Origin of the sequence: Paramagnetospirillum marisnigri (genome assembly GCF_001650715.1) — a bacterium.
Taxonomy (GTDB): domain Bacteria; phylum Pseudomonadota; class Alphaproteobacteria; order Rhodospirillales; family Magnetospirillaceae; genus Phaeospirillum; species Phaeospirillum marisnigri.
This window is the reverse complement of the sequence record NZ_LWQT01000044.1, coordinates 79,612-93,303: the sequence shown is the minus strand read 5'-3', so window position 1 is coordinate 93,303 and position 13,692 is coordinate 79,612. Positions and strand designations below refer to the sequence as shown.

Annotated in this window: 14 protein-coding genes and 1 tRNA gene; 8 read left to right on the top strand and 7 right to left on the bottom strand. The window is 67.4% G+C overall.

The annotated features are described in order from the left end of the window. Positions 1–56: 56 nt before the first annotated feature. Positions 57–623, top strand: coding sequence for a cob(I)yrinic acid a,c-diamide adenosyltransferase (locus A6A04_RS06250; RefSeq protein ID WP_068490995.1), 567 nt, complete (start codon positions 57–59; stop codon positions 621–623). A 77-nt stretch (positions 624–700) separates the two neighbouring features. Further along, on the top strand, positions 701–1,327 hold the full coding sequence (locus A6A04_RS06245) for an HD-GYP domain-containing protein (protein WP_068490993.1): 627 nt from the start codon (positions 701–703) through the stop codon (positions 1,325–1,327). A 9-nt stretch (positions 1,328–1,336) separates the two neighbouring features. Here A6A04_RS06245 and A6A04_RS06240 read toward each other — a convergent pair whose 3' ends face one another. Together A6A04_RS06240 and A6A04_RS06235 are read right to left on the bottom strand one after the other, a co-directional pair. Beyond that, positions 1,337–3,607 (bottom strand): NADP-dependent malic enzyme, encoded by a 2,271-nt coding sequence (locus tag A6A04_RS06240; RefSeq protein ID WP_068490991.1) that lies wholly within the window; start codon positions 3,605–3,607, stop codon positions 1,337–1,339. A gap of 227 nt (positions 3,608–3,834) precedes the next feature. Then, positions 3,835–3,921, bottom strand: a tRNA-Leu gene (locus A6A04_RS06235). Positions 3,922–4,002: 81 nt separating this feature from the next. Here A6A04_RS06235 and lipB point away from each other — a divergent pair. Then, positions 4,003–4,635 (top strand): lipoyl(octanoyl) transferase LipB, encoded by a 633-nt coding sequence (lipB, locus tag A6A04_RS06230; RefSeq protein WP_068491392.1) that lies wholly within the window; start codon positions 4,003–4,005, stop codon positions 4,633–4,635. A 17-nt stretch (positions 4,636–4,652) separates the two neighbouring features. After that, positions 4,653–5,606: a glycosyltransferase family 2 protein gene (locus A6A04_RS06225; RefSeq protein ID WP_068490989.1), complete on the top strand. Its 954-nt coding sequence runs from the start codon at positions 4,653–4,655 to the stop codon at positions 5,604–5,606. Here A6A04_RS06225 and A6A04_RS06220 read toward each other — a convergent pair whose 3' ends face one another. Together A6A04_RS06220 and A6A04_RS06215 are read right to left on the bottom strand one after the other, a co-directional pair. After that, positions 5,607–6,020, bottom strand: a complete 414-nt coding sequence (locus A6A04_RS06220) for a bacteriohemerythrin (protein WP_068490987.1) — start codon at positions 6,018–6,020, stop codon at positions 5,607–5,609. Between the two features lie 77 nt (positions 6,021–6,097). Then, entirely contained in the window at positions 6,098–6,865 is a 768-nt protein-coding gene (locus A6A04_RS06215; RefSeq protein ID WP_068490985.1) for a DODA-type extradiol aromatic ring-opening family dioxygenase, read from the bottom strand. Between the two features lie 92 nt (positions 6,866–6,957). Here A6A04_RS06215 and A6A04_RS06210 point away from each other — a divergent pair, with 92 nt between their 5' ends. Further along, complete coding sequence (locus A6A04_RS06210; RefSeq protein ID WP_068490983.1) at positions 6,958–7,887, top strand: LysR family transcriptional regulator; 930 nt, start codon at positions 6,958–6,960, stop codon at positions 7,885–7,887. On the opposite strand, the gene A6A04_RS06205 is transcribed toward A6A04_RS06210, so the two are convergent. Further along, positions 7,848–8,048: a hypothetical protein gene (locus A6A04_RS06205; RefSeq protein WP_156612495.1), complete on the bottom strand. Its 201-nt coding sequence runs from the start codon at positions 8,046–8,048 to the stop codon at positions 7,848–7,850. The genes A6A04_RS06210 and A6A04_RS06205 overlap by 40 nt on opposite strands. Positions 8,049–8,250: 202 nt before the next feature. Here A6A04_RS06205 and A6A04_RS06200 point away from each other — a divergent pair, with 202 nt between their 5' ends. Next, a complete protein-coding gene (locus A6A04_RS06200) occupies positions 8,251–8,997 on the top strand; it encodes an SPOR domain-containing protein (RefSeq protein WP_245651095.1) in 747 nt (248 codons plus the stop codon). 151 nt (positions 8,998–9,148) lie between these two features. Here the strand turns inward: A6A04_RS06200 and A6A04_RS06195 are convergent, their stop codons facing one another. Beyond that, entirely contained in the window at positions 9,149–9,508 is a 360-nt protein-coding gene (locus tag A6A04_RS06195) for a hypothetical protein (protein ID WP_068490979.1), read from the bottom strand. A gap of 78 nt (positions 9,509–9,586) precedes the next feature. On the opposite strand from A6A04_RS06195, the gene A6A04_RS06190 reads away from it, so the two are divergent. Beyond that, entirely contained in the window at positions 9,587–11,200 is a 1,614-nt protein-coding gene (locus A6A04_RS06190; protein WP_068490977.1) for a SagB/ThcOx family dehydrogenase, read from the top strand. Positions 11,201–11,427: 227 nt separating this feature from the next. Beyond that, positions 11,428–12,867, top strand: a complete 1,440-nt coding sequence (ccoG, locus tag A6A04_RS06185) for a cytochrome c oxidase accessory protein CcoG (protein WP_068490975.1) — start codon at positions 11,428–11,430, stop codon at positions 12,865–12,867. Here the strand turns inward: ccoG and A6A04_RS06180 are convergent, their stop codons facing one another. After that, positions 12,868–13,563 carry a Crp/Fnr family transcriptional regulator gene (locus A6A04_RS06180; protein WP_068490972.1) on the bottom strand — a complete coding sequence of 232 codons (696 nt, stop codon included), beginning with the start codon at positions 13,561–13,563 and terminating at the stop codon, positions 12,868–12,870. Between the last annotated feature and the right edge of the window lie 129 nt (positions 13,564–13,692).

The window sequence follows — 13,692 nt, the reverse complement described above, 5'->3', positions numbered from 1 at the left end:
AGCTTTCGCCGCCCCTCGTGTCATAAACCTCGCGGATCACGACTTGGGGACGCATCATGGTCAGGCTGACGCGCATCTATACCCGGACAGGCGACAAGGGCAAGACCTCTCTGGGGGACGGCGCCCGCGTCGACAAGCATGCGCTGCGGGTCGAGGCCTACGGCACCGTCGACGAGGCCAATGCCGTGCTGGGCCTGGCCCGTCTGCACGCAGAGGCGGGCGAGCACGCCATCCTGGCGCGTATCCAGAACGACCTGTTCGACCTGGGCGCCGATCTGTGCACGCCGCCCGCCGGGGACGAGCAGCCCGGCACCCGCCTGCGGGTGGTCCAGTCCCAGGTGGACCGGCTGGAGGCCGAGATCGACGCCGCCAATGCCAAACTGGCACCGCTGGAATCCTTCATCCTGCCCGCCGGAACGCCGCTGGCCGCCCATCTGCACCATGCCCGCACCGTGGTGCGTCGGGCCGAGCGCCTGATCACCGCCCTGGCCGGGCGCGAGCCGGTCAATCCGGTGGCGGTGGCCTATGTCAACCGTCTGTCCGACCTGTTGTTCGTGCTGGCCCGCGCCGCCAATGCGGGCGGCGCCGCCGACGTGCTGTGGACGCCGGGCGCCAATCGCTGATCCTCCCGCTCCACCCGGTTTAATTTTCGTCCGCCGATCCCATATGCCCTTCGGGCGCCATCGCGATCGGATCGACCATGATCGAACTTGGAAGCGGTTTTTCAGTCCCCTTGCCCGGCCGGACCTTCCTGGGCGTGGTCCGGGCCTTCGCCCTGGCGGTGGAGCGGGCCGACCCCCACACCGCCGGGCATCAGCGCGGCACCTTGCGCTTCGCCGCCCGCCTCGCCCGCCGGCTGCGCTTTTCCTCTGCCTCGGTCCGGCTGATCACGGCGGGCGGATTGCTGCACGACGTCGGCAAGATCGGCATTCCCCGCTCCATCCTGATGCGACCCGGGCGGCTGACCGCCGCCGAATACGCCGTGGTCAAGGAACACCCCAGACTGGGCTTCGAGATCCTGCGCGAGATCGATTTCGCCGGGCCGCTGGCCACCGTCATCCGGCAGCATCATGAACGCCTGGATGGGTCCGGCTATCCCGATGGCCTTCGCGACGGCGCCATCATGGATGAATCCCTGGCGGTGGCGGTGGCCGATGCCAGCCACGCCATGGCGTCGCGCCGCTCCTATCACCAGGAACGGGGCGAGGACTGGATCTTCGAGGCCATGGAACGGGATCGCGGCGTCCGCTTTCCCGCCGCCTATGTGGATGCCGCCATCGACCTGATGCGCGCCGATATCCGGGCGGGCCGGGTATCGGCGCACTGAGACGGCCTGTTACCGCTTCATCTGGGCTTCCACCGCCGCCAGGGCGGTGATGTTGACGATATTGCGCACCGTGGCCGACGGCGTGAGGATATGGGCGGGCTGGGCCACGCCCATCAGGATCGGCCCCACCGACAGGGCGTCGCCCGCCACCTTCAGCAGGTTGAACGAGATATTGGCGGCATCCAGGGTCGGCATGATCAGCAGGTTGGCGGCGCCCTTCAGCTTGGAATTTGGGAAGATGCGGGCGCGGATGTCCTCGTCCAGGGCGGCGTCGCCGTGCATCTCGCCCTCGGCCTCCAGATAGGGGGCGCGTTCGCGCAGCAGGGCCAGGGCTTCGCGCTGGCGGATGGCCGAGGCCGACTGCCGGGCGCCGAAATTGGAGTGGGACAGGAAGGCCACCTTGGGCTCGATGCCGAAGCGCCGCACCTCCTCCGAGGCCAGCAGCGCCATGTCGCAGATCTGTTCCGGCGTCGGATCGGGGGTGACATAGGTGTCGCAGATGAAGAAGGTGCCGGCCGGCATGATCAGCAGGTTCATGGCCGCCGGAACCTTGACGCCGTCACGGGTGCCGATGATGTTGAGAATGTGCGACAGATGCTTGTCGTAGCGGCCGATGGTGCCGCAGACCAGGCCGTCGGCCTCCTTGCGCTTGACCATCAGCGAGCCGATCACCGTATTGCGGGTCCGCACCACCGTGCGGGCGTATTCCGGGCTGACCCCCGCCCGCTCCATGATGGAGTGGTAGAGCTTGGAATACTCGTTGAAACGAGGATCGTCTTCCGGATCGCACAGGTCGAAATGCTCGCCGATCTGGAGGCGGAGGTCGAGGTCGTGGATACGCTTTTCCACCACTTCGCGCCGACCGATCAGGATCGGCCGCGCCAGCCCCTCGTCCACCACGGTCTGCACCGCGTGCAGCACCCGGCGCCCCTCGCCCTCGGTATAGACGATGCGGCGCTGGTCCTGGCGCGCCCGGTCGAACACCGGCTTCATCACCAGGCCCGAGCGGAAGACGAACTGGTTCAACTGGTCGAGATAGGCGTCGAAATCGATGATGGGGCGGCGCGCCACTCCGGATTCCATGGCGGCGCGGGCCACCGCCGGAGCGATCTTGATGATCAGGCGGGAATCGAACGGCTTGGGAATCAGGTATTCCGGCCCGAAGGTCAGCGGCGCGGTGCCATAGGCGGCGCGCACCCGTTCGTCGGACTCGGCCATGGCCAGCCCGGCGATGGCGTAGACGCAGGCCAGCTTCATCTCGTCATTGATCTTGGTGGCGCCCACATCCAGGGCGCCACGGAAGATATAGGGGAACACCAGGACGTTGTTGACCTGGTTGGGATAATCCGAGCGGCCGGTGGCGATGATGGCATCGGGACGCACCGACTTGACCTCGTCGGGCAGGATTTCCGGGGTGGGATTGGCCAGGGCGAAGACGATGGGCTTTGGCGCCATCTTGTCCACCATTTCGGCGGTCAGCACGCGGGGCGCCGACAGACCGAGGAAGATATCGGCGCCCTCGATCACCTCGGCCAGGACGCGCATGTCGGTCTGCTTGGCATAGATGGCCTTGTACTCGTCCATTAGCTCGGTGCGGCCCTCATAGACCAGACCCTTGATGTCGGTGACCCAGACGTTCTCGCGCTTCACGCCCAGCTTGACCAGCAGGTTGAGACAGGCCAGGGCGGCGGCACCGGCGCCCGAAGCCACCAGCTTGACGTCGCCGATATTCTTGCCCACCACGCGCAGCGCGTTGACCATGGCGGCGCCCACCACGATGGCGGTGCCGTGCTGGTCGTCATGCATCACCGGAATCTTGACCCGGTCCTGCAGCTTGCGCTCGACCTCGAAACACTCGGGCGCCTTGATGTCTTCCAGATTGATGGCGCCGAAGGTGGGCTCCATGGCGGCGATGATGTCCACCAGCCGGTCGGGGTCCAGCTCCGCCAGTTCCATGTCGAACACGTCGATGCCGGCGAACTTCTTGAACAGGACGCCCTTGCCCTCCATCACCGGCTTGGCGGCCAGCGGCCCGATGGGGCCGAGCCCCAGCACGGCGGTGCCATTGGTCACCACCGCCACCAGATTGCCCCGGGCGGTGACATCCACCGCCGAATCCGGATCGGCGACGATCAACTCGCAGGCGGCGGCCACGCCCGGCGAATAGGCCAGCGCCAGATCGCGCTGGGTGGCCAGCGGCTTGGTCGGCGTGACACTGATCTTACCGGGGGTGGGAAGGCGATGGTATTCCAGCGCCGCGTCGCGCAGCTCGTCGGACATGCTCATGGAGGCAACCTCGGGCAACAATATTTCACATAAGGGCGGACACCATACCCGAGTCGCGGCCGCGCGAAAAGCGCCGCATGACCCTATTATCGGAAAACCACAGGCTTTTCACGGGGTTGGAGGTATTACCACCAAAATAATCATGGGTATCAAAATTGCGCGCCCCGGCCTCAACGACAAGGCCCGCCGGAGGTGATCCGGCGGGCCTTGGTCATTACAGGTGGTGCGGCCAAGAAGACTCGAACTTCCACGGGAGTTACCCCACAAGCACCTCAAGCTTGCGCGTCTACCAATTCCGCCATGGCCGCGAACCGGTCTCCCGGTTGGGACTTGCCAACGGGGAGACAGGGGAATACCAAATCGCATCCGTCGAATCAATCGGAGTCTCCATGCCTGTCCCCGTCGAGTGGCGAATTTCCGACCAGCCGGTGGACTATCCCACCGCCGTGGCCGAGATGGAGGCCCGGGTCGCCGCCATCCGCGCGGGCACCGCGCCCGAACTGGTCTGGCTGCTGGAGCATCCCCCGCTCTATACGGCGGGCACCAGCGCCGATCCCCGTGATCTGGTGGATCCCGACCGTTTCCCGGTGTTCCAGACCGGGCGCGGCGGCCAGTACACCTATCACGGCCCCGGCCAGCGGGTAGCCTATGTCCTGCTCGACCTCAAGCGACGCGGCCCCGATGTTCGCGCCTATGTCTGCGCCTTGGAGGACTGGGTGATCCGGACCCTGGAGCGCTTCGTAATCAAGGGCGAGCGCCGCGCGGGGCGGGTCGGCATCTGGGTCGATCGCGGCAACGGACGCGAGGACAAGATCGCCGCCATCGGGGTGCGGGTGCGCCACTGGGTGACCTTCCACGGCATCAGCATCAATGTCGACCCCGACCTGTCCCATTTCGAGGGCATCGTGCCCTGCGGCATCCGCGAGCACGGCGTGACCTCGCTGTGGGACCTGGGCCTGACGCCCACCCTGGAAGACCTGGACTGCGCCTTGATGGCAACCTTTCCCGAGGTGTTTCCTTGAGCTATCCTGGACCGATCATGACCGAGACCCCAGTGACGCCCGACCTGTCCGTCATCATCCCCTGCTACAACGAGGGGGAGAACGTGCCGCTGCTGTTCGCCCGGCTGATCCCGGCGCTGGAGGCCCTGGGCGTCACATTCGAGGTGGTCACCATCAATGACGGTTCCAAGGACAACACCCTGGAGCGGCTGCTGGAGATGCAGAAGGCCGAGCCTCGCCTGCGGGTGATCGACCTGTCGCGCAATTTCGGCAAGGAAAAGGCGCTGTCGGCGGGGCTGTTCCATTCGCGCGGCCGGGCGGTGGTGCCCATGGACGCCGATCTGCAACACCCGCCCGAGGCCATCGCCGACATGCTGGTCAAGTGGCGCGACGGCGCCGAGGTGGTGTTCGCCCGGCGCGATGCCCGCACCGGCCAGAAGCTGTCGGAAAAGCTGTTCGCCAAGGGCTTCTACTGGGTGTTCGACCACCTGTCCGAGGTACGGCTGCCGCGCGAGGTCGGCGATTTCCGCCTGATGGACCGCAAGGTGGTGGACACCATCAACCGCATGCCGGAACGCTCCCGCTTCATGAAGGGCATCTTCGCCTGGGTGGGCTATCGCGAGGCCGAGATCGTCTACCGCCAGGGCGAGCGAGCCGCTGGAACCACCAAGTTCAACGCCATCAAGCTGCTGCGCTTCGCCTTCGACGGCCTGACCTCGTTCTCCAACTTCCCGCTGAAGGTGTGGAGCTGGGTCGGCGCCGCCATCTCCACCCTGGCCTTCCTCTACATCGTCGCCCGCCTGATCCGCACCATGATCTGGGGCGTCGACGTACCGGGCTACGAATCCATCCTGATGTCGGTGCTGTTCCTGGGCGGCGTGCAACTGCTGACGCTGGGCATCATCGGCGACTATCTCGGCCGGGTGTTCGACGAGGTCAAGGGGCGGCCGCTGTTCATCATCCGCCAGCTCTACGAGCCCGGCGAACGCTGATCAGGCCCCGGGATCGGGCTGCCCCTCGGCATAGGAGCGATAGCGCAGGTCCTTGCCGATGATGTGGCGCATCAGCCATTTGGACAGGAAATCCAGCGCTTCGTTGGGCGACACGCTGACCGGGTTGTCCAGATAGCGCTGGCGCATGTCCAGCACCTCCTTGACCATGCCGCGATGCACCCCCTGGTGCTCCTCCAGGTCGGGATAGCCGCAGGCGGCCAGCAGCTTCTCCTCCTCGCCGAAGTGATAGCGGGTATAGTCCAGCAGATCACTGAGCACGGTATCCACCGCCCGGGTGGCGTCGCCGCTCATGGCGTCGAACAGCATGTTGATCAGGTCCACCAGCTTCTTGTGGTGATCGTCCATGCGCTTGACGCCGACGCTCAGATTTTCGGTCCATTCCAGATAGGCCATGCCCCACGCCCCCCATTGGTCTTGATGCCTCGCTACTTAGCACGAGGCCTCCGATGCTGAGAACATGTGCATTGGGGTTATGGAAAACCATAGGCATCCATGGCCAGAATCCCGGAATCCACGCTGTGATGCAGCCGTCGCGCCTTCCCACCCGATGCCGCGCCCAGGGCGACGAAGAACGGCATCAGATGGTCCTCGGTGGGATGGTTGCGCCCGGCCTCGGGGGCGAGGCGGCGGTAATTGAGCAGCGACTCGGTCAGACCGGCCTCGGCCGTCCTGGCCAGCCAGTCGGTGAATTCCTGGACATGGGGCTCCACCGGGCCGCCCGCCGGGCGGCGGAAATAATCCTCCAGACCGTGGGTGGCGGCGCCGGTGCCCATGACCAGCACCCCCTCGGCGACCAGCGGTCGCAGGCGGCGGCCAAGCTCCCAATGCTCGCGGGCGCCAGGTCCACGCAGGACCGACAACGGCACCACCGGAACATCGGCATCGGGCCAGATCAGGCTCATCACCGACCAGATGGCATGGTCGATGCCGGCGCCGGGATCGCGGCGCACCGGCTCGCCCAGCAGATCGGCGGCCCGCGCCGCCACCTCCGGCGCTCCCGGCGGCTCGTAGCGCATCTGATAGAGTTCGGGGGGAAAGCCGTAAATATCGTTGATCTTGTCGGGCCAGGCGGCGAAGCCCAGGGCGGGTTCCAGGGTCTGCCAATGGGCAGAGACCGCCAGCACCGCCCGGGGCTTGCCGATCCGGCCGCCGAGCCCCTTGAGGAAGTCCCGGGCCGGGGTCTCGTCCAGCACCATCATGGGCGATCCGTGGGAAACGAACAGGGTGGCGATGTCCATGGGAAGGCTCCTTCATCCCCCCGATTTTGTCTTCTGCCGCGCCGATCAACAATGCATGATCGAGGCAACGGATTGTTGAGGGATCAGGATCAATGACGCCCCGCTTCGATTGCCTGCAAGCCTTCGTCAAGGTGGCCGAAACCGGCAGCTTCTCGGAAGCGGCGCGTCGGCTGGGCCTGTCCAAGTCCATGCTCAGCCGCCAGGTCTCGGCGCTGGAGGCCGATCTGGGGGTGCGGCTGCTGCACCGGACCACCCGCTCGCTGTCGCCCACCGAAGCCGGGCGAGCCTATCTGGAACGCTGCCAGCGCATCCTGGCCGATCTGGAAGAGGCCAATCTCCAGGTCAGCCGGTTGCAGGCGGTGCCCCGGGGCCGCCTCAGGGTCAGCGCGCCGCTATCCTTCGGCATCGGCCATCTGGCCGGGGTGCTGCCCGCCTTCCTCGAGCGCTATCCCGAAATCGAGCTGGACATGAACATGACCGACCGTCATGTGGATCTGGTGGAGGAGGGTTGGGACCTGGCGGTGCGCATCGGGCGGCTGGCGGATTCCTCGCTGATCGCGAGGCGGCTGGCCCCCATCCGGGTCATGGCGGCGGCGGCGCCCGCCTATCTGGCCCGCAAGGGCGTCCCCCACCAGCCCCAGGACCTGGCCGGGCATGATTGCCTGACCCATGGCCTGTCCATGACGGCGGAATGGCGCTTCGCCGCCGAGGACGGCCGAAGCGTCGATGTGGCGGTCAGCGGACGCTTCCATGCCGATAATGGCGATGTGCTGCGGGTGATGGCGCTGTCCGGGCTGGGCGTCGTGCTGCTGCCCAGCTTCTTCATGGGCGACGATATCCGGGCGGGACGACTGGTGCCGGTGCTGGAGGGCTTCGTCCCCCAGGGCGCCACCCTGAACGCGGTCTATCCCCATTCACGGCATCTGTCACCCAAGGTCCGCGCCTTCGTCGACCATCTGGCCGAGAGTTTCGGACCTGAACCCTATTGGGACAGGGGCATCGCCCCGCCCGTGCGGGAATGACGGGACGCGGTCCGGCGCCGAGCCGTGGCCTTGCCTGGACGGGGCGCCGGAGCGGCAAGCTTGATCCAGGCCTTTGGCAGCGGCGGCAGGGCCGGGGGCGTGGCCCGGATGCCGTCCAGGGCTTCCAGCAGGGCCGCCCAATCTGTAAGGTCTATTCTCATGTGGCGTTCCATTTCGCAGGCACGATCGTATCGGACCATGACGGTTATCGTATCGGACCGGGCGGCGAGGCACTGTGAGAGGAACCACATAACCGAAAGTTTATTCCCGCCGCGACTGCTCCAGCGGCTCCTCCCGAGTGATACACGCATGCCGATCCGATTCCCTGCGACGACCAAAATCATGGGCCATTGCGCCAGGAGCATGGCCCTGATCGCCGCCCTGGCCCTGCTGGGCGCCTGCGCCGAGCGCAAGGACGGCATGCAGACCGTGCGAGACGGCCTGTTCTATGACGGGCTCGCCGCCTTCCACGAAGGCTTCTACCCCGAGGCCGCCAACCGCTGGGAGCGCGCCGCCCGCTTCGGCGACGCCGAGGCCGCCCGCAATCTGGGCCATCTCTACCGCCAGGGCCTGGGGGTGGAGCAGGACGCCGCCAAGGCGCGGGATTTGTATCAGGTGGCGGCCGATGCCGGGGTGATCTCGGCCCAGTACAATCTGGGCATGCTCTATCTCAAGGGCGGCAACACCCTGCCCCCCGACCGGACCCTGGGCCTGCACTGGCTGGGCAAGGCCGCCGCCGCCGGCCTGCCCCCCGCCAAGGTGGAGCTGGAGCGCCAGACCGCCGAACCGGCACCCGCTCCGGCTCCGGTCGCCGCCGAACCGGCGGTTCCCAAGGATGTGGCGGTCCCGGTCGAAGTGGTGCCGCCCTTCATCGATCCCCCGGCCGTGGCCAAGGTGCAGATCGGGTCCTATCGGGTGCTGGCCGATGCCGAGAAGGACTGGCTGCGGCTGCGCCCCAAGGGGCTGGAGCGGGAAATCATCAGCGTCCGCATGGGCGAGCGCGGCACCTGGCACCGCCTGCTGGCGGTGGGATCACCCGAGGCGGTGGAAGCCTATTGCCAGGAGGCGGCCCGCCACAAGATCGGCTGCTGGCCGGGCAAGAGGAACTGATACCAGCGGTCGAATGTTTCGACCGCTGGACGGCCGCAAGCGCGGCCGCGCCGCCCGTGCGGCGAAGCCAAGGGTTTCGGAGAAACCCGCCCGGCGCATGAGGGCGCCGCAATGCCGACCAAAGGTCAGGCATTGCGGCCGTTGGACTGACTCAGTCCGGGTCCAGTTCCTCGGCCTGACGGCGGCGCTGCTGCGCCAGCAGATGCTCGTTGGCGAAGGCGCAGGCGGTATCCAGGATCAGGATGGCCCCGGCCAGACGGCCCCAGGCCTCGCGCTGCTCGTCATTGGCCGGGCGCAGCGTGGCGCGCAAATCCACCAGCAGCCGCATCAGGGTGCGGCCCGGCATCAGCTGGATGGGAATGTCGGGCAGGGCCGCCACCCCATAGGCCGCCTCGATGGCCGCCAGACTGTCGCGGATATAGGTCTGGTCGCCCGCTTCGAGCGCCAGAATCTGGTTCGGCGCCTTGCGAACCAGCCGTTCCCCGGCGAGGTCGGCGAGGGGGCGATCCATGATCCGCGGTCCTTTCCCTTGGAGTTTCTTTGCGATCATTCCAATATAGGAGCCAGATCGGCAGCGGAGAAGATGTTTATGCCCGAAAATGCCATCCGCCGGATCACCGCCTATCACCGCCGCACCAAGCACGCCGCCGATCGCTACGCCCTTGGCCCTGGATATCTGGACTGGGACAGCCAGCCCGACCCTTTCCGCCGCTTCGACGGGGCGCGCCGGGTGGCGCTGCCGCTGTCGCCCGAGCGCCCGACCCCCGCCTTCGCCGCCCTGGCCGAGACTCCGCCCGCGCCGCTGGACGCCGGGTCGCTGGGGCTGTTCCTGGAACTGGCGCTGGGGCTGTTCCTGGAACTGGCGCTGGGCCTGTCGGCCTGGAAGGAGGCGGGCGGCGCCAGTTGGGCGCTGCGCAACAATCCCAGCAGCGGCAATCTGCACCCCACCGAGGGCTGGGTGGTGCTGCCCGCCCTGGATTGTATCGGCGAGGCACCGGCGCTCTACCACTACGCCCCCTATCACCATGCCCTGGAGGAACGCTGCCGCCTGGAGCGCCTGCCCGCTCCCCTGCCCGAGGGCACCTTCCTGCTGGCGCTGTCGGCCATTCCCTGGCGCGAGGCCTGGAAATACGGCGAACGGGCCTTGCGCTATTGCCAGCATGACGCCGGGCACGCCCTGGCGGCGGCGAGTTATGCCGGGGCCTGCCTGGGCTGGCGGGTGCGCGCCCTGGCCGGACCGGGCGACGATCGCCTTGCCCATCTGCTGGGACTGGACCGCGCCGATGCCCATCACCCCGAGGAGCCCGAGCATCCCGACCTGATCTGCGTGGTCTCGCCCCTGGCGCTGGCGGAACCGGTGCTGGAACCGGTCGAGGGGCACTGGTTCGGCGCCGCCAACCGGCTGGGCGACATTCATGAAAGCTGGCCGGTGATCGGCGAGGCCCTGGCCTGCGCCCATCGCCCCGATGCCGCCCCGATTGTCGCGCCGCCCCTGCGCTTCGGCAGCCTTCTCGGCAGTGGCGAACCGGCGGGCGACATCATCCGCCGCCGCCGCAGCGCCCAGCGCATGGACAACAAGACCGGGCTGGGCCGCGACGCCTTCTTCCGGATGCTGGCCGCCACCTTGCCGGATGCCGAGGCGGTGCCGTGGCGGGCTTTCCCCTGGGCGCCACGTATCGGCGCCCTGGCCCTGTTCGTCCATCGGGTCGAGGGGCTGAGCCCCGGCCTCTACGCCCTGATCCGCGACCCGCAGGCGGCGGACCGCCTGCCCGCCGCCTGCGAGTCCGGCTTCGCCTGGGACGCGGTGGAATCCTGCCCGCTGCCGCTGTTCCGGCTGCGAGATGGCGATATCCGCTGGGCGGCGGCGCATCTGTCCTGCCAGCAGTCCATCGCGGGCAACGGCGCCTTCAGCCTGGGCATGCTGGCCGATTTCGCCCGCACCCTGGCCGAGGAGGGCGCCTGGGCCTATCGCCGCCTGTTCTGGGAGGCGGGGATGATCGGCCAGGTCCTCTATCTGGAAGCCACCGCCGCCGGGGTGGCGGGCACCGGCATCGGCTGCTATCACGACGACGAGGTCCATGCCCTGCTGGGGCTGGCGGCCGGTTCCGAGGAGTGGCAGTCGCTCTATCACTTCACCGTGGGCGGCGCCGTCGAGGACAGCCGCATCGCCACCCGCCCGGCCTATCACCACCTGGCACCTTGAGACTCTTTTCAGCCTGCACTGCGAATTGTCAATGCGGCCGCCCCATGGGCTTCCGTAGGCTCCGAGACTTGGCATATCGGCCATTCAAGGAGTCCTTTTCATGCATCTCGACACCGATGCCTATATCGCCCTGGGCGGCCTGGTTTCGATCCTGGTCATCAGCTTCGGGCTGCTGGCCTTCATGCTGGTCAAGAAGCGCTGAACACCACTATCGCCAAGGATGACCCATGTCCGCCATCGACCCGTCCCCCGTCGCCGAGTGTAAATCCTCGGCGGCCTACGTCGCCACCCAGAAGGTGCATCCCCGCAAGGTATCGGGCACCTTCCGCACTCTGAAATGGGCGGCCACGGCCCTGCTGCTGGCCTATTGGCATCTGGCGCCGCTGATCCGCTGGGACCGGGGGCCGGGGGCGCCGGATCAGGCCATCCTGGCCGACATGGCCGGACGGCGGGCCTATTTCTTCTTCATCGAGATCTGGCCGCAAGAGGTCTACTACCTGACCGGCCTGCTGTTCATCGCCGCCATTTCGCTGTTCCTGATGACCGCCCTGGCCGGGCGCATCTGGTGCGGCTTCCTGTGCTGGCAGACGGTCTACACCGATCTGTTCGTGGCGGTGGAGCGTCTGGTGATCGGCGACCGCAACGCCCGCATCGCCTTCGACAAGAAGCCCCTGGGCGCCAATAAGATCGCCCGGAAGGCGCTGGTCAACCTGGTCTGGCTGTCCATCTCGGCGGCCTGCGGCATCAGCTTCACCCTGTATTTCGGCGACGCCTTCCAGATGCTGCGCGAGATCTTCACCGGCCAGGCCAGCACCGCCACCTATGGCGCCATCGCCGTGGTGGGTGGGTTCTGCTTCCTGTTGGCCGGTTACGCCCGCGAACAGGTCTGCATCTATATGTGCCCCTATGGCCGCTTCCAGTCGGCCATGTTCGACGAGCATTCCCTGATCATCTCCTACGAGGCCTGGCGCGGCGAGGCCCGCGCTCCCGCCCCCGCCAACCGCGACTTCCAGGGGCGCGGCCATTGCGTCGACTGCCGCGCCTGCGTCCAGGTCTGCCCCACCGGCATCGATATCCGCGACGGCAACCAGTTGGCCTGCATTGGCTGCGGCTTGTGCATCGACGCCTGCAACGCGGTGATGGACCGCTTCGGCCTGCCGCGCGGGCTGGTGTCCTATGACTCTTCCGCCAATCTGGCGGCACGTGGCCAGGGGCTTGCCACCCGGCTGCGGCTGATCCGGCCGCGCACATTGATCTATGGCGGCATTCTGCTGGCGGTGGCCTCGGTCATGCTGGTCCGTCTGGTGTCGCGCCCCGACACCACCGTCAACGTGTTGCACGAGCGTTCGCCGCTATTCGTGCAGATGTCGGACGGCTCCATCCGCAACGGCTATGTCTACAAGGTGCTGAACATGTCGTCGGAAGGCCGGACCTATCGCCTGACGCTGGACGGCCTGGCCGGGGCCAGCATGGACGTGGTCGGCGGCGGCAAGGGCGGCGAGACGGTGGATCTGGACGTCGCCCGCGACAGCGTCGGCAGCTTCCAGCTCTTCGTGTCGGCGCCGTCCGCCTCGGTCGCCGCCAAGGCGGTGCCGCTGCGCTTCGTCCTCGACGGCCCCCAGGGACGGGTGGTGAGCGAAAGCCTGTTCGCCGGGCCGGAACGCTGATCACCCCTCGGCGGCGATGCGCTCCAGGGCGGCCAGGTCGCGCTCGAACAGATTGGGCGCGACCTCGGTGATGATGCTGCTCCGTTTGAACTCGGCCACCACCCGGCTGGCGGTCTCGGTGGTGATGCCGAGCAGGGCGCCCACATCCTCCCGCCCGAACAGGCGGCAGCGCGGCACCAGAGGCGGCGCCAGCAGGCCGAACAGCCGGGCCAGGCGCTGGCGGGCGCTGCCGGTGGACAGTTCGCGGGTGCATTCATGGGAACGCCGCACCGCCTCGTGCCACTTATTCATCAATTGCCGGTTCAGCTTGGGTGACAGCCGCGCCACCACATCCTTGGGAATGCGACAGACCTTGGAGGCCTGCAACGCCACCGCCGCATGCTCGTAGCGGTCGGCGACGATGGCCTCCAGCCCCGCCACGTCGCCCTGGCGCAACAGGCTGACGATGCGGCGGTTGCCGTCGGGCAGGTACTGTTCCAGCTTGAACAGACCTTCTCGCACCGTGTGGATATGGGTGGCCGCCTGATCCGGCTGATAGAGCGGCGCGCCGGGTGGCAGCCACAGATCCTCGATGGGCAGATGGATGACCCCGAAATCCTCGCCCGCCAGATCGGCGAACAGGACGAGATCGCGGATCTGGCACCGCTCGCAGGAGGCCAGGCCTTGCCAGGCCGCCTCGATCTCATGCTCTTTCATGGGCCATCCCAACCATGCGCGGACCGGACCGCAACCGGACCGCAACCGGACCGCCGCCATGGTGGACCGCCTGACCACCCGGCGTCAACGCGGCCGAAACCGGCGGCCCGCTTCGGTCTTGGCGGCCAG